Source organism: Micromonospora costi (assembly GCF_003626655.1).
GTDB classification, from domain to species: Bacteria; Actinomycetota; Actinomycetes; order Mycobacteriales; family Micromonosporaceae; genus Micromonospora; species Micromonospora costi.
Genome location: NZ_RBAN01000004.1, coordinates 186,726 through 208,397 on the forward strand (window position 1 = coordinate 186,726; position 21,672 = coordinate 208,397).

Genomic DNA, 21,672 nt, shown 5'->3' on the forward strand with positions numbered 1-21,672 from the left:
ACTTTGCTGAGGTTACCTCATCATGAGGGAACAACCATATATGCTGCTACCGTATTCCGCGTGATCGAGCCGGACGGCGACGACGAGACCCTGGCCGAGGCGTTCTGGCGGGTGGCGCACCGACTGCGGCACCGCACCCGGGAGGCCCTGGCGCCCTGGGACGTGACACCGAGCCAGGCGCGAGCGCTGGGCGTCCTGGCCCGGCACGGCGTCCTGCGCCCCGGCGCCCTCGCCGAGCACCTGCGCATCGCTCCGCGGTCGGCCACCGAGGTGGTCGACGACCTGCAGCGGCGCGGGCTGGTCGAGCGCCGGCCCGACCCCCACGACCGGCGGGCCACCCTGGTGGCCCTCACCGACGAGGGTGTCCGCACGGGCACGTCCATCCGGGCCGCGCGGCAGGCCGAGGCGGACCGGTTCTTCGCCGACCTCGACCCACAGGACCGGGCGGAACTCGGCCGCATCCTGCGTACGCTGCGCGGTTGACCGGCGCGACCCGTGCCGTACGGACCGTGCCCGGTTGCCGCGTTTGGTGGCGGCCCGGCCGGGTAGCCGAGCCCGTCCGATGGACGGGACCGGTTCGCGGTGACGGGAGGGGCGCATGGCACGCCTGCGAAGCCGTGGGACCGAGGGTCGGCGCTGATGTGCGGCATCGCCGGGGAGGCCCGGTTCGACGGGTCGCGCCCCGACGCCGAGGCCGTGACCCGGATGACCGAGGCGCTGCGCTCGCGCGGCCCCGACGGCGAGGGGTTGTGGAACGACGGCTGGGTGACCCTCGGGCACCGCCGGCTGACCATCATCGACCTCTCGGACGCCGGCGCCCAGCCCATGGTCCGGGAGGACCTGGGGCTCGCCCTGGTCTTCAACGGCTGCGTCTACAACTACCCCGAGCTGCGCGAGGAACTGCACAACGCCGGCTACGCCTTCCACTCCACCAGCGACACCGAGGTGATCCTGGTGGCGTACGCCCACTGGGGTGAACGGTTCGTCGACCACCTCGTCGGGATGTTCGCGATCGGGCTGGTGGACCGGGCCCGGCGGCGGCTCGTGCTGGCCCGCGACCGCCTCGGCATCAAGCCGCTCTACCTCGCCGAGACCGCCGGCCGGCTACGGTTCGCCTCCAGCCTGCCGGCCCTGCTGCGGGCCGGGGACGTGGACACGGACATCGACCCCGTGGCGCTGCACCACTATCTGTCCTGGCACTCGATCGTGCCGGCGCCCCGGACCGTCCTGCGGGGTGTCCGCAAGCTTCCGCCGGCCACGCTGCGGATCGTGGAGGCCGACGGGCGCAGCCGCGACGAGGTGTACTGGCGGCCGGACTACGTCCGCGAACCCGCCGACGCCGGCATGGGCGCCCGCGACTGGCAGGCCGCCGTCGGGGACGCGCTGCGCACCGCCGTACGCCGTCGGCTCGTCGCCGACGTCCCGGTCGGCGTGCTGCTCTCCGGCGGCCTCGACTCCAGCCTCATCGTGGCGCTCCTCGCCGAGGCCGGCCAGCAGCACCTGCGGACGTTCAGCATCGGCTTCGACAGCCGGGGCGAGGAGTCCGGCGACGAGTTCCACTACTCGGATCTGGTGGCGCGGACGTTCGACACCGACCACGTCCGCATCCGGCTCACCGACGAGGACCTGGTGCCGGCCGTACGCCGGACCGTGCTCGCCATGACCGAGCCGATGGGCAGCCACGACGTGGTCGCGTTCCACCTGCTCTCCGAGCAGGTCGCCCGGCACGTCAAGGTGGCACAGTCCGGGCAGGGCGCGGACGAGGTGTTCGCCGGGTACGGCTACCACCGGCCGATGGCCGACGTGCCACGGGAGGGTGCCGCCGAGGAGTTCGCCGGCGCGTTCTTCGACCGGGACCACGCCGAGCTGAACCGGGTGGTGGGCCCGGCGTACGCGCTGGACCACGACGCGAGCCGTGACCTGCTCGACGAGCACCTGGCGGCGCCCGGGGCGCAGACCGCGCTGGACGCCGTGCTGCGGTTGGACACCCACCTGATGCTTCCCGACGACCCGGTCAAGCGCGTCGACAGCATGAGCATGGCCTGGGGGCTGGAGGTGCGGACGCCGTTCCTCGACCAGGACCTGGTCACCCTGGCCGCGCACTGCCCGCCCGAGCACAAGCTGGCCGAGGGCGGCAAGGGGGTGCTCAAGGCGGTGGCCCGGGAGGTGCTGCCCGCGGAGGTGATCGACCGGCCGAAGGGGTACTTCCCGGTGCCGGCGTTGCGCAACGTGGACGGCCCGGTGCGCGAGCTGGTCGCCGAGGCGCTGCAGGCGCCCGCCGCCCGCGAGCGCGGCCTGTTCCGTACCGAGTACGTGGCGACGCTGCTCGCCGAACCCGACCGGGCCGAGGCCGCGGCGGGCAGCAACAAGCTGTGGCAGCTCGGACTGCTGGAGCTGTGGCTCCAGTCGCACGGCGTGACCTGAGCCGCGGTGGGCCGGAAGAAGCGGCGCGCCCTGCGGGGAGCGACCATCCCGGACAGCCGTCAGACGGCGATGGTCCAGGCGGTCAGGTGGTCGAGGACGGCGCGGAGGTCGCCGGTGCGGTCGAGGACACGCCGTTGCCGGGTCGCCCCGGTGCCCTCCCGGCGCAGCCGGGCCAGCTGGTCCACGACGTACGCCAGGTCGCCGTGCCGGACCAGCGCCGGCGTGACGGTCGCGAACAGCTCGTCGATGAGCGCCCAGGCCGGGCGGGCGCCGCCCCGGCGCAGGTCGATCAGCTCACCGTCCAGGCCGTCGTGGGCCGCCCGCCAGTGGGCGGCGGAGACCAGGCAGTCGCGGATCGGCGGGGCGGGCACAGCGGCCCGCGCCTCGTCGACCACCGTGGCGACCAGGGCCCGCAGCAGCGCGGCGATGACCACCGCGTCGTCCACCGTGGGGCACACGTCACCCACCCGGATCTCCACCGTCGGGTAGCTGGCCGACGGCCGGGCGTACCAGTAGACCATCGCGGAGTCGAGCATGACGCCGGCGTCGATCAGTTCCTCGACGGTCCGGTCATAGTCGGCGGCCGACGCGAAGTACGGGGTGGGCCCGAGGCTCGGCCAGCGTTCGAGCTGCATCGACCGCCAGCTCGCGTGCCCGGTGTCGTGTCCGTCGTGCAACGGCGAGTTCGTGGCGATGGCGTGCACCACCGGCAGCCACGGGCGCAGGTGGTTGCAGACCTGCACGGCGAGTTCGCGGTCCGGCACCCCGACGTGCACGTGGCAGCCGCAGACCGCCGGATCGTGCGCCACCGGCCCGTACCGCCGGGACATGGCGTGGTAGCGCGGTTTGTCCGGCACGGTCCGGTGCGGCTCGTGCATCGGCGTGGCGCCGACCGCGACGAGCCGGGCCCCCGCCGCCGCGGCCGCCTCCGCCGCCGAGCGGCGCAGGTCCACCAGGTGCGCGCGCAGGTCGGCGAGGTCCCCGGTGACCGGGGTGACCATCTCGACCATGCTGTGCCGGAACTCCTGCCGGCTCTGGTCGCGCGCCGGCCCGCGCAGCGCCGTGAGCACCCGCTGGGCGACCGGCAGGTTCTCCCCGGTCTCCGGGTCGAGCAGCAGGTACTCCTCCTCGACGCCGAGCGTCAGCGTCGTGAGGTCGGGGACCGCGGTGGCGACCGTCGGTCGGTACGTCATGCGTTCGGCGTCCGTTTCGTCGGGCGGCGCGCCGGGCGCCGCGCTGCCGGCGCATGCGGCGTTCCCTCCGCCCGCACCGGCAAACGCCGCCACGCTCGGGCCGGGCCGGGATCATGCCCGCGGCGGGCCTCCCGACCCCAGGCCATCGGCCCGGGCGGTGAGGAACGCCCGCTCGGCGGCGTTCCGGGTCCCGGCGGCCGCGTGCCGGTACGCGGCGGCCGCCTCGTCCCGCCGCCCGAGCCGGGCCAGCAGGTCGGCCCGGACCGCGTGGAAGACGTGGTACCCGGCCAGGTCCAGCGGCTCCACGGCGGACAGCGCCGCGGCCGGGCCGGCCACCTCGGCCAGCGCCACGGCCCGGTGCAGCGCCACCACCGGCCCCGGGGCGACCGCCATCAGCTGGTCGTACAGCTGGAGGATCTGTCCCCAGTCGGTGTCCGCGACGTGCGCGGCGTCGGCGTGCACCGCGGCGATCGCGGCCTGGATCTGGTACGGCCCGGGCCGGTCACGCCGCAGGCAGCGACGCACGAGTGCGTGGCCCTCGGCGATCAGCGCCCGGTCCCACTGGGCACGGTCCTGCTCGGGCAGCGGCACCAGGTCCCCGCCGGCGGTGGTGCGCGCGCCGCGCCGGGACTCGGTGAGCAGCATCAGCGCGAGCAGGCCCACGGCCTCGGGCTCGTCCGGCATCAACGCGGCCAGCAGCCGGGCCAGGCGGATCGCCTCCGCGCACAGGTCGTCGCGGACCAGCCGCTCCCCCGAGCTGGCCGTGTGCCCCTCGGTGAAGATCAGATACAACACGGCGAGCACGCCGTGCAGCCGCTCGGGCAGGTCGGCGTCGCGGGGCACCCGGTACGGGATCCGGGCCGCGCGGATCTTGGCCTTGGCGCGGACGAGCCGCTGCGCCATGGTCGGCTCGGGCACGAGGAACGCGCGGGCGATCTCGGCGGTGCTCAGCCCGCCGAGCAGCCGCAGGGTCAGGGCCACCCGGGCCGCCGGTGCGAGCGCGGGGTGGCAACAGGTGAACATCAGGCGTAGCCGGTCGTCCTGCACCGGTCCCTCCTCGGGGGACGCGTCCGGGGCGTACAGCTGGGCCGCCTGGGCGTGCCGGTCGGCCCGGGACGCCTCCCGGCGCAGCCGGTCTATGGCCCGGTTGCGGGCGGTCGTGATGATCCAGCCGGCCGGGCTGGGCGGCGGGCCGGTCTCCGGCCACCGCCGTACGGCCACGGTGAACGCGTCCTGCACCGCCTCCTCGGCGAGGTCGATGTCGCCGAGGAGCCGGGTCAGGACGGCGACCGCACGGCCGTACTCGGCACGGAAGACGCCGGCCACGTCGGCCGGCTCACGGTCGGCCATCGTCAGCCCTGGAACGGGCGCACCTCGATGGGCAGGGTGGTGGCCAGCGCGTACCGCCGGCCCCACTCCAGCGCCGCGTCCAGGTCCGGCACGTCGACGATGGTGAACCCGCCGAGGTACTCCTTGCCCTCGACGAACGGCCCGTCGGTGACGAGCACCTCACCGTGGTCCGGGCGCAGCACCGTGGCCGTGTCCGGTGCGTGCAGGCCCTGGCCGAAGACCCACGACCCGGCGGCCTCCAGCTCCCGCCGGATCGCGCCGAGGTCGCGCATCACCCGGTCCAGGAACTCGGGCTCGGGCAGCCCCTCGCCGGTGGGCTGATAGATGCTGAGCAGGTACTGGGCCATCGGTCCTCCTCGCGGGCGCCGGTCCCTCGCCGGGCTCTCATCCTCCACACGAACGCCGGCGGCTGGAATCGACAGGCCGGGGCACTTTGTTTCCGGCCGCGCCGGCTGGCTCACGACGATGGTGTAGAAAGGCGGAGTGAGCGCAGCGGTGACGCACGTGCGGATCTCCGACCGCGGGACGGTCCACGGTGGCTGACCACGACCAGCCGCCCGCGCCGGCGAGCCCCGGCGCCGCTCTGGTGCAGCTCGGCGACGTACCGCTGGCGGACCTGCTGGCCGGTGCCGGCGACGGCGTGCTCGCCCACGTGCTGGGCACCCTCGCCACCGACGACCCGGGCGGACCGGGCGACCTGTCGGCCTTCGAGTCGAGTTTCTGACCATGCCCGCCGGCGCTCCGCCGTCGGCCGCCCGGCCCGAGCCTGTCCGGCCGCGCACCGCACCGGCCGGGGCCGCCGGGCCCCCCGCCCCCGCGCAGGCGCCCGCGCCCCGGGTACGCCAGCTCGTGTTGAAGGTGCACGGCCGCTGCAACCTCGCGTGCGACCACTGCTACGTCTACCGGCACGCCGACCAGGGGTGGCGGCAGCGACCCCGGGTCATGGGGCCCGCCACCGTGGCGAAGGTCGCCGACCGGCTGGCCGCGCACGTGGCGCGGCACCGCACCGAACGGATCCGGGTGGTGCTGCACGGCGGGGAGCCGCTGCTCGCCGGTGTGGCGGCGATCGACCGTACGGTGCGGACGCTGCGCGCCGCGATGCCCGCCGGCACGACGCTGGACGTGGCGGTGCAGACCAACGGGGTGCTGCTGGACGAGCGGTTCCTCAGGCTCTTCCACGAGCAGCGCGTCGACGTCGGGGTGAGCCTCGACGGTGACCGGGAGGCCAACGACCGGCACCGCCGCCACCCGGACGGACGGGGCAGCCACGACGAGGTGGCCCGGGCGCTGCGGTTGCTGGGCCGTCCCGAGCACCGCCCCCGCTACGCCGGCCTGCTCTGCACGGTGGACCTGGCCAACGACCCGGTCCGGGTCTACGACAGCCTCCTGGAGTTCGCCCCGCCCCGCCTCGACCTGCTGCTCCCGCACGGCAACTGGTCGCACCCGCCGCCCGGCCGGCGTCCCGGCGGCACCGACACCCCGTACGGGGACTGGTTGGTGGCCGTCTTCGACCGGTGGTACGGGCAGACCCCGCGGCGCACCGGGATCCGGCTGTTCGAGTCGCTGATCGCGCTGGTGCTGGGCGGCCGCAGCCGCACCCAGGCGCTCGGCGGCGGCGCGACGGACGTCATGACCGTGGAGACCGACGGCACCATCGAGGGCACCGACACGCTGAAGATCACGGGCGAGGAGTCGACGCGCACCGGGTACGACGTGTTCCGGCACTCCCTCGACGAGGCGCTGCGCCACCCGTCGCTGGCCGGGCGCCCGACCGGCCCCGCCGCGCTCGCCCCCGCCTGCCGGGCCTGCCCGGTGGTCAGCGCCTGCGGCGGTGGACTGTACGCGCACCGCTGGCGCGCCGGCCACGGTTTCCGCCAACCGTCGGTCTACTGCCCGGACCTGTTCCGGCTGGTCCGGCACGTGCAGGCCGTGGTGGCCGCCGACGTCGACGCGCTGCGCCGCCGGGCCACCGGGTCCGGGGAGCGGTGAACGCTCCCCTCTCCCCCGCCGCGCTGGCCTCGCTGGCCGGCGGGCACGGCGACCCGGCCGCGCTCGGCGTGCTGTACGCCGGGCAGTCGGGCCGGCGGCGGCTCCTGACCGTCGCCGCCGCCCGGTCCGCGGGCACCGATCCGCTGGTACGGCGGAGCCTGGCCCTGCTCACCGACGCCGAGCGGGCCGACCCGGCCGCGGTGGCGCGCGTGCTCGCCCACCCGCCGGTCACCGGATGGGCGCGGGCCGCCCTCGGCGGCCACGTGGACACCGGCTACCTCGCGGCGCTCGCCGCGGCGGCGGCCACCCGGGCCGGGCTGGCGTTCGAACTGACGCTGCCCTGCCCGGACGGCGTCCTGGTGCTGCCCACGATCGGCGGCGCCTCCGGGCTGGCCGGCGGCGCCGTGACCGTCCGCGCCGCCGCCGGGGCGATCTCGGTCGCCGCGGGTCACCCGTCGGCAGCAGTCGGCGCGGCCGTGCCGGCGGCGGACGGCGTCGCGTCCACTGCGGACGGCCACGGGTGGCTGGCGGCGCGGTCGCTCACCCTCACGACGCCCGGCGGGACGCGGGAGGTGGTCGTCGACGACCAGGACCCGTGGCGGCACCGCTACCACCGGCCGCCCGCCCCCCGTCTCGACGAGGCGACCGCCGGGCGGCTGGTGTGGCTGACCGCGCAGGCGTGGGAGTGGATCGTCGCGCGCCTGCCGGCGCACGCCGACGGCCTGCGGGTGCTGCTGCACTCGCTGGTGCCGCTGCGAGCGCCGGTGTCGGGCAACCCGGTGAGCGCCACGAGCCGCGACGCGCTGGGCGCCATCGCGCTCTCCGTACCGGCCGACGCGCCGACGCTGGCGCTGCTGCTGGTGCACGAACTCCAGCACACCAAGCTCGGTGCCCTGCTCGACCTGCTGCCGTTGCACGGCGACGGCGGGCCGGCCCGCTACCGGGCGCCGTGGCGGCTCGACCCGCGGCCGGTCGGCGCGCTGCTCCAGGGCGCGTACGCCCATCTCGGGGTGGCCGAGGTGTGGCGTTGCCGGCGGCGGGAGGGCCTGGCCGCCGAGTTCGAGTACGCGTACTGGCGGGAGCAGACGCACCGGGCGGTCGTCCAGCTGGCCGGCAGTCCCGAGCTGACCGCTGCCGGACGCGCCTTCGTGGCGGGCATGGCCGCCACCGTGCGGCGCTGGCGGGACCCGGCGGACTCCCCGGTGGACGGGCGGGTGGAGGCGGCCGTGCGGGACGTGGCCGACGGCGGCACGGTGCGCTGGGCGCTGGCCAACCTGAGCCCGGACCCCGACGAGGTGGACCGGCTGGCCCGCGCGTGGCGGCGGGGCCGCTCCCGGCCGGCGGGTGAGCCGGCGGCGGCGGTCGCGGCGGCCCCGGCCCGGCCGGCGCTTCCCGGCGACCGTGGCCCGGAGGCGGCGGTACGGGACCGCCTGGTGCGCACGACGCCGCGACGCGGCGGCCAGCCGCACGCCGGCGAGGGACCGTCCGGGCCGGACCGGGACGACCTGGCGTACGCGGCGGGTGATCCGGCACGGGCGCTGGCCGGCTACCGGCGTCGACTGGCCACCGACCCGGACGACACCGACGCCTGGGTGGGGCTGGCCCTGGCCGCCCGCCGGACCGGCCGGCCGGCCGTGACCGGGGCGTTGACGGGCCGCGCAGACCTCGCGCGGGCGCTCTGCCGGGCGCTCGCCGGCGCCGATCCGCTCGCGGTGGCCGCCTGGCTGGCCGAAGCCCCGGACGCGGACCCGATGACCTGACCGGCCGGGGCAGGGCTCCGCCGAGCGCGACCGGTCACAGCAGGGCCGGCTCGATGTACGCGTTGGCGCGTTCCCGCTGCCGCGCCTGCACGACCCGCGGATTGTCGCCGCCGAACAGCTGCACGAGGGCGCCGAACGCCTCGTCGTAGAGGGCGCGGCCGGCGTCCGCCTCGCTCTCGCTGGCCATCCGGCTCAGCGCCAGGTTGACCGAGGCGGCGAGGGTGTCCGGGTGCTCGGCGCCCAGCACCCGGGTCAGCTCCACGTACGCCGTCGTGTCGAGCAGCAGCGCCGCGTCGCGTTCACCGAGGGCGGACAGGTCGTTGGCGAGGTTGAGCGTGGCGAGCAGGGTGTGCGGGTGCCGCTCGCCGAGGGTCGCCAGCAACTGGTCGCGGACCTGCTCGGCGAGTTCCCGGGCGGGTACGTGGTCGCGCTGCTTGCGGAGCAGGACGCCGAGGTTGTTCAGGCAGGCCAGGGTGATGGCGTGCGTCTCGCCCAGCACCTCCCGGTAGCCGTCGCGGAGCCGGCGGGCCATGCGCACTGCGGTGTCGTTGTCGCCCACCGCCGACCAGGTCGTGGCGAGGGCCATCTCCGCCGAGAGGGTGTCGGGGTGCTCCCCGCCCAGCGTGCGCTGGTAGCGGACCACGGTGCGTTCGAGCAGCCGGTGCGCGTCGGGGAACCGGCCCAGCTGGCGCAGCGTGAGCGCCAGCTCCTTGGCCGTCCGCAGCGTCTCCGGGTGGTCGGGCCCGACCACCTTCTGCTGGGCGGCGTACGTGCGGTGCAGGACGGTGTGTGAGCGCCACAGCTCGCCGGTGTCCCGCAGCCCGCGCCCGTAGTTGCTGGCGGAGGCGAGCGTCGACGGGTCCTCCTCGCCGAACCGGTCCCGGCGCCGCTCGTGGATGTGCTGGTCGAGCTGGGCCGCGCCGCGGAAGTCGCCGACCAGTCGCAGCGACACGGCCAGGTTGTTCTCCGCGGTGAGGGTGCGGCCGCTGTCCTCGCCGAACGTGCGGATGCTCAGCTCCAGCGTGCGGCGGTCGCGTTCCTCCGCCTCGTGGAAGCGGCCCTGGGCGCGCAGGTCGGCGCCGAGGCTGCGGGCGGTCATCACGGTGTAGAGGTGCTCCTCGCCGAAGATCCGCCGCTGCCGCTCGTAGACGTCCTGGTCGATGGCGTACGCGAGGTCGAAGTGGGTCTGGGCGCGCAGCACGTTGGCCAGGTGGAAGCGCATCCGCAGCGTGGTCGGGTCGTCCTCGTCGGTGTCCCGCCAGTGGGCCAGCGCGTCCTCGGCGAGCGACCGGCTGGTCTCGTAGTCGCCGCGCCGGTAGAGGTAGCGGACGGTGTCCACGACCAGCTGCCGCGCCTCGTCGGCGGTCGAGCGGTGCAGGCCGGAGGGGCGTACGTGCGGCCACAGCTCCGCGTAGCGGGCCCAGTTCGCCGGCTTGTCGGGGTCACGGGGGCTGGCCGCGGCGAGCAGCAGCTGCGCCTGGCGGCGGGTGTCCTCCGGGTCGTCGAGCTGGTCCTGGATCACCAGTTGGACGAGGCGGTGGATCCGCACGGTGTTGTTCTCCGCGTCCACCTGCGCCAGGCCGTAGCGGCCCAGCTCGGCGGTGACCAGGCCCTGGAGGATGGGGTCGGTGAGCGTCGGGTCGAACGGCGTCATGAAGGCCGCGAACCGCTCGCCGGTGAGCATGGTGACCGGGATCGGCTCGGGGGCGTAGAACGAGCAGAGTTCGAGAAGGCGCGCGGCGGCCGGCTTCTCCCGGCGCAGCTGGCCGAGGGTGACCAGCCAGGTGGCCGCCAGCGCCTTCGAGTAGCCGGCCGACTGCCGACCCTCGAGGATGCGCAGCAGGCCGGGGGTGTCCAGCGAGGCGAGGTACCGCTCGACCGGCAGCGCGGTGGCTCGCAGGTACGCGGCGCCCTGCTCGACGGCGAGGGGCAGGTCGCCGAGTTTCTCGGCCACCTGGGCGGCCTCGGCGTCGGTGAGGCCGCGGACCCGGTCGCGCAGCAGCTGGACGCTCTCGGCCCGGTCGAAGACGGTCAGCTCGGTGGCGGTGGCGTACTCGGCCCAGCTCTGGTCGCGGGTGGTGAGCAGCACGTGCCCCGGACCCTGCGGTATCAGCGCCTGGGTGGCGCGCGTGGGCTCGTCGGCGTTGTCGAGCACGATGAGCCAGCGCCGATCAGGGCCGCTGCGCCGCAGCACGTCGAGCACGCGGCGGACCGCCTCGCCCGCGCCGCCCGCGCCCAGACCCATCGCCTCGGCCAGGTCGGCGAGGCTGCCCCGGATGCGTTCCTCGTTGTCCGCCGGGATCCACCAGACCAGGTCGTAGTCGCGGGCGAACCGCAGCGCGTACTCGGCGGCGAGCTGAGTCTTGCCGACCCCACCCAGGCCGTGGACCACCTGCATGCCCGCGTCGGGCGACGCGGTGAGCCGGTCCCGCAGCGCCTCCAGCTGGGCCGCGCGGCCGACGAACGGGGTGCCGTGCTGGCGGACGTTCCAGACCGTGGGGAACGGTCCGGGGAAGCGCCCGACGGCGCGGCCGCCGCCGGCGGCGGCCGGCGCGCCGGCCGCCTCCAGCAGGCGGGCCCGGGCCGTGGACGGGTCCACGTCGGTGACGTCGACCGCGAGGCGGTCGCTGTAGGGCACGGTGAGGCGGGACTCGTCCACCCGCAGCGGCACGAGCACGCCGCCGCCGGTGATCTGGTCGCGGCTGGCGGCGAGCTTCCAGGTGTCGGCGGCGAGCGGGGTGAGGGCGAAGTGCCGGGTGAGGACCACGAGCACCCGGCTCGCGGCGGTGACGGCCCGGTCGAACTCGGCGCGGCCGCCGGTGCCGAGCGGGACGTCCACGGCGCGGCGGTCGACCCGCAGCCCGGCCTCCTCCAGCTGGTCGCCGATCCACTCCGCCCAGAGCCGGTCCACGGCGGCGTACGCGACGAGCACCGTCTGTTCGGCGGACAGGCGGGACCGTTCGAACTCGACCAGCGAGCGCCGCCGGTCCTCCTCCGCCATCGGCTCCAGCCGGGTGACCCGCCCGCCGGTGATGACGGAGGTGAGCTGCTCGTACGCGGCGAGCAGCGTCCCGGCCTGCTCGGGACGGTCGCCGAAGGCGGCGAGGATCTCCTCGTACGCGTAGAAGGTGCGGTAGGGCACCTCGATGGTGTTCCAGTAGCGGGTGGATGCCGCCTCGGAGAGGTGGTCGAGGAACGGGGCGAACTCGGCCCGGACCAGGTCCCGGCCGGTCTCCAGCTTGCGCAGCTCGGCGTCCTCCACCCGCATGGGCACCGGCACCACGAGCGGCGGGTCGTCCGGGCGCTGGGCGCGGATGGAGCGGGCCACGGCCGCCGCCCCGCGGATGCTCTGGGTGGACATCGTGAAGCAGTTGACCACCACGTCGGGCAGTTGCACGGTGCAGATGCCGGCGACGTCGCTCAGGCCGGTGCGGCTGTCGACGAGGACGACGTCGTACTCGGCCCGCATCTGGGCGCGGACCGCGTCGATGAAGGCGGCGCCGCCCTGCCGTTCGTAGAAGTTCGCCCAGTCGAACGTGCTGACCAGCCGCGAGTACGCCGCGTCCTGCTGGCCGGCGGCCACGAAGTCGATGACCCCGCCGTGGGGGAAGTCCCAGTGCAGCGACACGGCCCGGCGTTGGATCTTGGCGTGGCCGGCGAGCAGCTCCTGGGAGTCCTCGTCCCGGGTGCGCTGGAGGGTGGCGATCGAGTAGTCCCAGATCATCTCGATGACGCCGGGGGTGGCCCGCAGCTCCTTGTCCCGCAGGAACGGGTGGAAGTAGCGGTGCAGGCCCGGCGACTCCAGGTCCCAGTCCACCACCAGCACCTGGAGACCCTGGCTGGCGAGGATCCAGGCCACGTTCGCGAGCGCCATCGTGCGCCCGGTGCCGCCCTTGTACGAGTAGAACGTGACGATCTGCCCGCGTGCCGCCTCGGAACCCGCCATGGCCTGCCTCCCCTAGGGACCTTCGAGGATCGGGCGTTGCCCCGGGCCGTCGGAGGCCGGCCCCTGATAGACCGTCCCCGTGCGGGAGATGCGGCCCTGCGCCACCACGAGCACGTCCTCCAGCTCCTCCTGGAACCGGGTGGACGTCGGGATCTCCGGACGCCACACGTCACGGTCGTTGCGCACCACGTGGTGCGGCAGCACGCGGGCGAGCGTCTCCCACATCCGCCGGTCCCCGCCGGCCGCGGCGCCGTCGGCGGCCGTCCAGGGCACGAGCACCGGGGCGTACGCCTCGACGTCGCGGTCGTAGCTGACCAGGCTGAGCCGGTAGCGCGGCAGGTCGGCCGACCAGACGTCGACCACCAGCACGACGATCTGGTTGTGCGCGCCGGCCCACTCCCGCACCGCAGCGAGGTCGACCGCGTCCTCCACCGTCCAGCCGTAGCTCTTGGTGGTGGCGATGGCGCCGGCCCAGCTGCCGATCGGCACGGGGAGCTCCGGCTGGTACGGGCGCCAGTCGCTGACGACCGCGCCGTACCGGTCCTCGGCGCCGGGCCGGCTGCCGCCAAGTTCGGCGGAGCTGCCGGCGGCGAGCACGAAGTAGACGTGCCGGGCGCTGGTCGCCCGCGACGCCCGGGCGCCCGCGGACGGCCCCGCGTCCGCGCGGGTCACCGCGGGCTCGCCGAACGCGCTGGTCACCTTCGTGAGCACCGGGCGTTCGGCCGGCCGGTGCAGGGGCGTCCGGGCGGTGTGGACGATGTGTTTGGCGAGCGCGTCGACGAAGTCCTGGTACTCGTCGTGGTGGCGGCGGCGCTGTTTGAGCGTGAGCAGGCCGTCCTGCGCGTAGACGGAGCCGGTCGGGAAGTTGCGGTACTGGAACTGACCGACCGCGGCCGGCACCCGGTCGCAGGGGATCCACCGGACCGGCACCAGCGCCGGCGGGCGCACCTGGAACTGCCGTTCGTGCTCGTCGATCCGGTCGGCGAAGACCCGGAACTCGCGTCCACAGTAGTCGCTGACCACGTAGCGGGGCGAGGTGAGCGCGATCAGGCAGGCGCTGGTGGCGAGCGCGTCGGCCAGCTCGTGGGACCACGTGGTGCCCAGCAGCATCTGCCCGTCGATGAAACCGGCCTCGTGCCAGCCGACCCCGGCGAGCCCCGCCACCGCCTCGCTGAGGTCGCCGAAGAACTCCTGAACCTGACCGTTGCGGTTGTCCTCGTGGGCGTAGCTCAGGAAGAAGAGTGGCACGCCCGCCTCCGCTCACGGATTCCCCGACCGGCACGCCCAGTATAGGACCGTCGATGCCGGCGACACGGCCTCGCGATCATCGCCCGGACCGCACGAGCAGTCGTATGCCCGACGCTCGCGGCACTCACTACGATCATGGTGTGACCCGCGCTCTCGTCCTCATCGACCTGATGCCCCGCATCATCGACCTGGACCTCGCCCCGCACCGCGGCGCCGAGGTCCTCGACCGTTGCCGGCGGCTCGCCGCCGTCTTCCGGGCCGCCGGCGCGCCCGTCGTCCAGGTGCGGGTGGAGCGGCCCGGCGTAGCCGAGCAGCCGCCCGGCAGCGACTTCGCCGACGGGCTGGTCGAAGCCGGTGACGTGGTGGTGGTCAAGCGCACGGTGGGCGCGTTCCACGGGACCGACCTGCACGACCAGTTGCGCCGGCGCGGGGTCGACACCGTGGTGATCGCCGGGCTGGTCACCACGATGGGCGTCGAGTCGACCGCGCGGGCGGCCAGCGACCACGGGTACGAGCTGGAGTTCGTGGCCGACGCGATGTCGGCCTTCGCCGCCGACGAGCACGACTTCACCGTCGAGCGAATCTTCCCGCGCTTCGGCGCCGTACGGGTCACCGACGACTACCCGGACGCCGACGCGGTGCGCCGGTAGCCGCCACTGCGGCACGGCCCGGCGGCGGCTTTTCACCCGGACCGGGTGATGCCCCACCACGCCCCTGCGGGGGATGCTGCCACAGGGGCCGGTGCAGGAGGTGGTGCATGTCCGACGCGATCGCGCGATTCTTCGACGACCTCGGCCGCTCCGGTCGCGGACGCCTCGAGAAACGGACCAGCGGCACCATACGGTTCGACCTGGTGGGCGACCACGGCGTCCACCACTGGCTGGTCACGATCACCGACGGCGAGATCCGGGTGTCGCGGGAGAACCGGGACGCCGACACCGTCGTGCGCACCGACGACGCGTTCTTCCGCCGGCTGGCGCGTGGTGAGGCCACGCCGATGTCGGCCTGGCTGCGCAACGACATCACCACCGAGGGCGAGTTCCGGTACATCGTCCTGCTCAGGCGGCTCTTCCCCCCACCCGTCGGCGCGCGGCATCCCCGGTCGCTGACCCCCGGCCCGGCGGAGCCGGCATGAACGAGCTGGTACGGATCCTGGACGGCAACAACTTCGTGCTGAGCGACGGCAACGGCGACATCGACGCCGGACCGCGCGGCGCGTGCGGGTTCTTCGAGATGGACACCCGGTTCCTGTCGCAGTGGCGCCTCACGGTCAACGGCGAGCGGCTGAACGCGCTCGCGGTCGACGACCCGCACCACTTCGAGATGCGCTTCTTCCTGGTCCCGGGCAAGCCCACCCACTACGTCGACGCCACCGTGTCGGTCATCCGCGAACGGTGCATCGCCGGCACGGGCTTCGAGGAACGGTTGACGGTGCTCAACCACGCCGACCGGGAGGTCGACTTCACGGTCCGGCTGGCCGCCGACAGCGACTTCTCCCCGGTGTACTCGATCATCGCCAAACCGATGGAGCGGCCGGGACAGATCTACCGGCGTGTGGAGGAGGGCCGCCTGCGGCTCGGCTACCGCCGGGAGAAGTTCCGGCGCGAGACCGTCATCGCGACGAGCGAACCGGCCCGGATCGACGAGTACGGCCTCACGTACGACATCCGGATCGGGCCGCACCAGCGGTGGATGACGACGCTGCGGGTCGACGGGCTGGTGCTCCGCCCGGACGGCGAGGACGTACGGGAGCACATCAGTCCCCACCGCACGCGCACCGCCGGGCAGCTCCGCGTCGAGCTGGACCGGTGGCTGGCCAGGGCGCCGCAGCTGACGTGCGACTGGGAGGCGCTGGCGATCACCTACCGGCGGAGCCTTGTCGACCTCGCGGGGCTGCGGTTCGCCCCGCTGGCCCTGCCGGACGACCCGATGCCCGCGGCCGGTCTGCCGTGGGCGGCGACCGTCACCGGGCGGGACAGCCTGCTGTGCAGCCTCCAGGCGCTGCACGTCGCCCCGGAACTCGCCCACGCCACCCTGCGGGTGCTCGGCATCGGCCAGGGCGCCAACCTCGACGACTTCCGGGACGAGGAGCCGGGCAAGATCCTGCGACAGTTCCGGTACGGCGAGCTGAGCGCGTTCGAGGAACGGCCGGAGTCGCCGTACTACGGCAGCGCCGACACCACTCCGCTCTTCGTGATCCTGCTCGACGAGTACGAGCGGTGGACGGGTGACGCAGCGCTGGTGACCGAGCTCGAGGAGCAGACCCGGGCGGCGCTGGCGTGGATCGACGAGTACGGCGACATCATGGGCGACGGCTACCTGTGGTACCGGAGCCGCAACGGAGCGTCCGGCCTGGTCAACCAGGGCTGGAAGGACTCTCCGGACGCCATCTCCTACCGCGACGGCACGCTGCCCGGGCTGCCCCGTGCCACCTGCGAGCTGCAGGGCTACGCGTACGACGCGAAGGTCCGCGGGGCCCGCCTGGCCCGCGAGTTCTGGAACGACCCCGCCTACGCCGACCGCCTCGAACGGGAGGCCGCGGCCCTCAGACAGCGCTTCAACCGGGACTTCTGGATAGACGACGGCGAGTACTTCGCGCTGGCCCTGGAGGCCGACGGGCGGCAGGTCGACGCGCTGAGCTCGAACATCGGCCACCTGCTGTGGAGCGGCATCGTCGACGAGTCACGCGCCGACCGGATCGTCGCCCACCTGCTCGGCCCGCGGCTGTTCTCCGGCTGGGGCGTACGCACGCTGGCCAAGGGCGAGGGCCGCTACAACCCGCTCGGTTACCACGTGGGCACCGTCTGGCCGTTCGACAACTCCCTCATCGCCTGGGGCCTGCGCCGCTACGGCTACGCCCGCGAGGCCGGCATACTCGCCGAGGCGATGCTCGACGCCGCGCACTACTTCGACGGCCGGCTCCCGGAGTCGTTCGCCGGCTACGACCGCGACGTCACCCGCTTTCCGGTCAGCTATCCCACCGCGAACAGCCCCCACGCGGTGACCACCGCGGCGCCGTTCCTGCTGCTGCGCGTCCTGCTCGGCCTGCAGCCGTTGGGGGACAACCTGGTGATCATGCCGTCGTTGCCGGCCCGGTTCGGCCGGATCGAGCTGCTGGACATCCCCGGCCGGTGGGGTCGGCGCGACGCCATCGGCAACGCGCACGGCCAACGCGCCAGCGCGTCACGCTGACCCGATCGACCGGCATGGTCCACACCAGATCGCCGATGTGGCGGTGTCCCGGACGCGCGGACACCGCCACATCGGCGAAACGGAGTCGATCAACCATCGGCCCCGGCGAGGCCGCCCACCGTCACGGGTACGTGGTCAGGTACACCTGCTGGGTGGCCGCGTTCGCGGTTCCACCGGAGTTGTTGATCACCCGGTTGATCGTGCCGACGCCACCGAGCGAGACGGTCACCATGTTGGTGAACCGGACGTTCGTGTTGGTCGGCACCTCGAAGGCGCGCTCGGCGACCACCGCGGGGTTCACGTTGAAGTAGCAGTAGCTGCCCGTGCCCCACGCCTGGTGGCTGGTCACGCCGTCGCCCACCTTGTACGCGGCGTAGCCCCGCGTCGACCCGTTCATCCAGGCGGCCTGGTTGGGTGGGTCGTACGGCATCTCGTTCTGGTAGAAGTACGTCCGCCCGCCGTTGCCGTTCCAGACGGTCTGGTACTTCTGGTAGTGCTCGACGAAGAGGCCGTACATGGTGACGTTGTCGCCGTTGACGGTCAGACCGGTGTCGGCGGTGTTCAGCGTCCATCCGGTGGGCACACCGGAGGCCGCGTGGTCGGCCCGCCACAGCCACATGTGGTCGCCGATCACGTTGTCGCTGTTGACGGTCAGCGTGTTGGTGGCCTTGCCGACGTGGGGCCCGCCGATGCGGAAGAACACGTCGTGCAGCGAGGTCGGGTTCGCGGCGTGGCTGGCCGAGGATCCGGCCGGGCCGACCTCCATGAGCACCGGCGAGTTCGTGGTGCCGGCCTCGAACATGATGCCGGCCACCTTCACACCGTCCACGTCGGCCACCCGCATGGCCACGGTGCCGTTGTCGGCCTGGATGGTCGCGAGGCCCAGGCCGAGGATCACCGTGTCGGCGCGGTTGACCTGGATCGGCTCGGTGACGTGGTGCACGCCCGGGGTGAAGAGCAGGTGCTTGCCCTGGGCGAGGGCCGCGTTGATGGTGGCCGCGCTGGTGCCCGGCTGGACGACGAAGAACTGCGACAGCGAGATCGACGACCCGGCCGGGGTCTTGCCGTACCAGCTGGTGCCCGACGAGTTGGTGCGCAGGGCCGGGACGAAGACCCGGTACTCGCCGGTGCCGTCGACGTACAGGAAGGGCTTCTCCCGGACGACCGGGGTCTGCGCCACGACGGTGTGCGACGGGTTCGGGAAGTGCGGCGGCGGCGCGCCGACGACGCCCTGGAAGACCATGTTCCACACCGAACCGGTCCAGCCGTTGCCGAACTCGCTGTTGCGCGAGTACCACTGCTGCTGAGAGCCGGAGACGACGAGGCCGTCGATCCGGGTGTCGGCCATCAGGCCGCCGCTGGACCAGCCGTCGCCGCCGTTCCAGAGCTGGATCTGGTTCTGACCGCCGCGCAGGTGCATCCGGCGGTACGGCGCGGCCTGGGACACGGCCCAGCGTTCCACGGTCACCCCGGCGGGCAGGGTCACCGACAGGTTCTCCGCCGAGCGCCAGAAGTTCTGGGTGGCGTTGCCGCCCATCCAGAACGCCTCGACCCGGACGTGCCCGTTGAGGTTCACATCGTCGGGGCTCATGCCGAGGCCGGCCACCTGGGTGAAGAAGCCGAGGTTGACGTCCGCCGTGTACGTGCCGGGCTTGAACAGCACGGCGTACCGCTGCGGGCCGAACTGGTTCGTCTCCTGCTGGGTGAAAAGGGTGTTCAACCGGCTCTGGATGGTGCTGGTGGGTGTGCTCGGGTCGAAGACGAAGGTGTTCGGCCCGAAGTTGGGGTTGCGCGGGTCGGTCGGCGGGATGGACGGGTCGCCGCCCCCGCCCGTGGTGTTGACCTGGAACTCCCACAGCGAGTAGCCGTAGGCGGTGCCACGCGCGGTGCCGTACATGCGCACGTAGCGGCCGCTGCCGTCGACGGTCAGGCTCTGGGTGCCGCCGGTGCCGGTCGTGGTGCTGTAGACGGTGGTCCAGGCGTTACCGTCGGCCGAGGTCTGGATCTGGAAGGCCCGGGCGTACGCGGCCTCCCACGTCAGCACCACGCGGCAGATCGTCTGGGTGCTGCCGAGGTCGACGCGCAGCCACTGCGGGTCGCTCGCGGCGCTGGCCCAGCGGGTGCCGCCGTCACCGTCGACGGCCGCGGACGCGGGCAGGCCCGCGCTCTCGGTGGAGGACGCGGTGGCCGGCCGGCCCTGGGCCGCGTTGGTGCCGCCGCAGGTCGGTGTGCCGCCGCCGGTCTCGCCGTACACCTGGAACTCCCAGAGCGAGTAGCCGTAGGCGGTGGCCCGGGCGGTGCCGTACATCCGCACGTAGCGCCCGGCGCCGGTCACCGCGATGGTCTGGGTGCCGCCGGTGCCGGTCGTGGTGCTGTGGACGGTCGTCCAGGTGGCGCCGTCGTCGGAGGTCTGCAGCTGGAACGCGCGGGCGTAGGCGCCCTCCCAGACGAGCGTCACCTGGCTGATGGTGGCCCGGGCGCCGAGGTCGACCTGGAGCCACTGGGGATCGCTGAACGCGCTGGACCAGCGGGTGCCGGTGTTGCCGTCGACGGCCGCGGCGGCCGGCGTGCCCGCGTTCTCGGTGGACGAGGCGGTGGCCGGGCGGCCCTGGGACAGCAGGGTGGGTGCGGCCTGTGCCGGCGGCGCGAGGCCGGCCGGGCCGAGCGCCGCGACCAGGGCCACGACCAGACCGAGGAGCACGGGCCGGCCGGCGCGCCGCCGGGACGGTGGCGGTACGGATAAAGCCTGAGATGTCATGACTGTGCCTGTCGATAGGGGGCTGCGGACACCGGGCGACGGGAAGGGTTCCGGACGCGACCGCGGACGCCGGTGGTGGTCTGCCGGGTGGCGTCGCGGCGCGGAGAGCGCTCTCGATGGAGTGTTACGGCGGGGTTGCGGCGGCGTCAAGACATCGATCTATAACACTGTTATTTATCCTGAAACTGCGCTTTAGGCGTTTTGCCCATCCACGGGTTCCCCGCCTCGACCGCCGCCGGTGCCCGCCGACGGCCGGTTGGAGGATGACCGCCGCCCCTGTCGAGCTGCCCCATTTCCGGGACCGCGCGGATGGCAGCACCGCCACTCTCGGACGGCGTGCGGGCCGCCCCACATCTGGGGCAGCTCGACAGCGCCGCGGGACAACCCGGCCCGCATAACGGCACGTGCCGCGCCCGGCCCTTGCCGTGACGAACCGGGCGGCGGACCCGGCCGGGACCGCTGGGCGCGTCAGCGGCGTACGCCGCCGTCGGCCAGGAACCGGGCGATCGGCAGCGTGGCGGCACCCAACGCGACGGCGTCCACGCCGAGGCGGCACAGCTCGATCGAGGCCTGCTCGTACGGCTGGCGCAGCGCCTGCCGGCCGGCCGCCTCCCGCACGGCCGGCAGCAGGTCGGCGAGGGCCATCGCCGCCCAGCCGCCCAGCACCACCCGCTCGGGGTTGAACAGGTTGATGAGGTTCGCGACCCCCGCGCCGAGGTAGGCGGCCGTGTCGTCGAGCACCTGCCGGGCCGTGGCGGAGGTGGCCGCGTCGTCGATCAGGGCGTTGAGCTGGGACTCCTCGTCCTCGCCGGGCACCGGGCGACCCCGACGGGCCTCCCGGTAGCGTTCGATGATCGCCTCCGCGCCGACGTACGCCTCGAGGCAGCCCAGGGCGCCGCAGCGGCACGGCCGCCCCCCGTACACCAGGGTGGTGTGCCCCCACTCCCCCGCGCTGCTGGACGCCCCGCGGTAGGTGACGCCGCCGGTCACCACCGCCGCGCCGACGCCGGAGCCGACCAGGGCGAAGACGGCGTGCCGGGCGCCCCGACCGGCGCCGAACCACATCTCGGCCTGGCCGAGCGTCTTCGCGCCGTTGTCGATGTGCAGGGGCAGGTCGGTGCCGGCGGCGATCAGGCGCTCCAGCGGCACCCGGTCCCAGCCGAGGGCCTGGGCGTGCACCACGGCGTGCTCGCCCTGCGAGACCACGCCGGAGACACCGATACCGACACCGAGCACGTCGGCGGGCGCGACCCCGGCCGCGCCGGTCACCGCGTCGATCCCGGCGAGCACGTGCCCGGCGACCTCGGCCGGCTCGGTGCGGGCCGGGTCGAGCGGGTACTCGACGCTGGCGAGCAGGGTCATCGCGAAGTCGAACAGCTCGACCCGGACCCGGGTCTCGCCGACGTCGACGCCGACCAGGAACGCGAAGCGGGGCGCGATCCGCAGCATCATGCTGGGCCGACCGCCGTCGGACTCGGCGGCGCCGGCCTCGGCCACGAGGCCCTCCTCGATCAGGTCGCTCACCACGTTGCTGACCGCCGGCTGGCTCAGGCCGGTGCTGCGGACCAGGTCCTGCCGGGTCAGCGGACCGTCGAGGAAGAGCTTGGTCAGCAGGGCGGCCCGGTTGCGCAGCCGCACGCTCCGGTTGGTGGCTCGCGCCAGCTCCACTGGTCACCTCGATCCTGTCGGTCGTCCGGAGCGACTGTACGGCTCCCGTGCTTGACGACCCACTGCACAACCACTTTAATGACGACATTAATTAAGCCGTGATGTAACTCTCGGGAAACGCCGTCGGCTCCCCGCCGGCGCCAC

General features: G+C 74.0%; 15 protein-coding genes. 8 read left to right on the plus strand and 7 right to left on the minus strand.

Annotation, left to right across the window (positions count from 1 at the left end; all coding sequences use genetic code 11):
- The first annotated feature begins 60 nt into the window (after positions 1 to 60).
- Positions 61 to 483: a MarR family winged helix-turn-helix transcriptional regulator gene (locus tag D7193_RS22685; protein WP_241563304.1), complete on the plus strand. Its 423-nt coding sequence runs from the start codon at positions 61 to 63 to the stop codon at positions 481 to 483.
- A gap of 156 nt (positions 484 to 639) precedes the next feature.
- Positions 640 to 2,424, plus strand: a complete 1,785-nt coding sequence (locus tag D7193_RS22690; protein WP_120781568.1) for an N-acetylglutaminylglutamine amidotransferase — start codon at positions 640 to 642, stop codon at positions 2,422 to 2,424.
- Between the two features lie 59 nt (positions 2,425 to 2,483).
- On the opposite strand, the gene D7193_RS22695 is transcribed toward D7193_RS22690, so the two are convergent.
- The 3 genes from D7193_RS22695 to D7193_RS22705 form a co-directional block, all read right to left on the minus strand.
- Positions 2,484 to 3,617: a carboxylate-amine ligase gene (locus tag D7193_RS22695; RefSeq protein WP_120781569.1), complete on the minus strand. Its 1,134-nt coding sequence runs from the start codon at positions 3,615 to 3,617 to the stop codon at positions 2,484 to 2,486.
- 111 nt (positions 3,618 to 3,728) lie between these two features.
- Positions 3,729 to 4,967, minus strand: coding sequence for an RNA polymerase sigma factor (locus tag D7193_RS22700; RefSeq protein WP_120781570.1), 1,239 nt, complete (start codon positions 4,965 to 4,967; stop codon positions 3,729 to 3,731).
- 2 nt (positions 4,968 to 4,969) lie between these two features.
- Positions 4,970 to 5,314: a YciI family protein gene (locus tag D7193_RS22705; RefSeq protein ID WP_120781571.1), complete on the minus strand. Its 345-nt coding sequence runs from the start codon at positions 5,312 to 5,314 to the stop codon at positions 4,970 to 4,972.
- 188 nt (positions 5,315 to 5,502) lie between these two features.
- Between D7193_RS22705 and fxsA the strand changes: the two genes are divergently transcribed.
- From fxsA to D7193_RS33285, 3 genes are read left to right on the plus strand one after another with little or no spacing between them, the layout of a single operon-like run.
- Positions 5,503 to 5,691 carry an FxSxx-COOH cyclophane-containing RiPP peptide gene (gene fxsA, locus D7193_RS22710; RefSeq protein ID WP_120781572.1) on the plus strand — a complete coding sequence of 63 codons (189 nt, stop codon included), beginning with the start codon at positions 5,503 to 5,505 and terminating at the stop codon, positions 5,689 to 5,691.
- A gap of 2 nt (positions 5,692 to 5,693) precedes the next feature.
- The gene (locus D7193_RS22715; protein ID WP_120781573.1) at positions 5,694 to 6,956 is read left to right on the plus strand and encodes an FxsB family cyclophane-forming radical SAM/SPASM peptide maturase; all 1,263 of its coding nucleotides are present in this window, start codon (positions 5,694 to 5,696) and stop codon (positions 6,954 to 6,956) included.
- On the plus strand, positions 6,953 to 8,716 hold the full coding sequence (locus D7193_RS33285) for an aKG-HExxH-type peptide beta-hydroxylase (protein WP_158674840.1): 1,764 nt from the start codon (positions 6,953 to 6,955) through the stop codon (positions 8,714 to 8,716). The genes D7193_RS22715 and D7193_RS33285 overlap by 4 nt, the downstream gene beginning before the upstream one ends.
- Before the next feature lie 34 nt (positions 8,717 to 8,750).
- Here D7193_RS33285 and fxsT read toward each other — a convergent pair whose 3' ends face one another.
- Entirely contained in the window at positions 8,751 to 12,662 is a 3,912-nt protein-coding gene (gene fxsT, locus D7193_RS22725; RefSeq protein ID WP_120781574.1) for an FxSxx-COOH system tetratricopeptide repeat protein, read from the minus strand.
- A 12-nt stretch (positions 12,663 to 12,674) separates the two neighbouring features.
- A complete protein-coding gene (locus tag D7193_RS22730; RefSeq protein WP_120781575.1) occupies positions 12,675 to 13,910 on the minus strand; it encodes a TIR-like protein FxsC in 1,236 nt (411 codons plus the stop codon).
- Between the two features lie 140 nt (positions 13,911 to 14,050).
- Here D7193_RS22730 and D7193_RS22735 point away from each other — a divergent pair, with 140 nt between their 5' ends.
- The 3 genes from D7193_RS22735 to D7193_RS22745 all read left to right on the plus strand — a co-directional run bounded on the left by D7193_RS22735 (position 14,051) and on the right by D7193_RS22745 (position 17,102).
- Positions 14,051 to 14,560, plus strand: a complete 510-nt coding sequence (locus D7193_RS22735; RefSeq protein WP_241563306.1) for an isochorismatase family protein — start codon at positions 14,051 to 14,053, stop codon at positions 14,558 to 14,560.
- A 107-nt stretch (positions 14,561 to 14,667) separates the two neighbouring features.
- Positions 14,668 to 15,045, plus strand: coding sequence for an SCP2 sterol-binding domain-containing protein (locus D7193_RS22740; RefSeq protein ID WP_120781577.1), 378 nt, complete (start codon positions 14,668 to 14,670; stop codon positions 15,043 to 15,045).
- Entirely contained in the window at positions 15,042 to 17,102 is a 2,061-nt protein-coding gene (locus D7193_RS22745) for an amylo-alpha-1,6-glucosidase (RefSeq protein WP_120781578.1), read from the plus strand. Before D7193_RS22740 ends, D7193_RS22745 begins: the two co-directional genes overlap by 4 nt.
- Before the next feature lie 121 nt (positions 17,103 to 17,223).
- On the opposite strand, the gene D7193_RS22750 is transcribed toward D7193_RS22745, so the two are convergent.
- Positions 17,224 to 19,860 carry a discoidin domain-containing protein gene (locus D7193_RS22750; protein WP_120781579.1) on the minus strand — a complete coding sequence of 879 codons (2,637 nt, stop codon included), beginning with the start codon at positions 19,858 to 19,860 and terminating at the stop codon, positions 17,224 to 17,226.
- A 468-nt stretch (positions 19,861 to 20,328) separates the two neighbouring features.
- On the minus strand, positions 20,329 to 21,528 hold the full coding sequence (locus tag D7193_RS22755) for an ROK family transcriptional regulator (protein WP_120781580.1): 1,200 nt from the start codon (positions 21,526 to 21,528) through the stop codon (positions 20,329 to 20,331).
- Between the last annotated feature and the right edge of the window lie 144 nt (positions 21,529 to 21,672).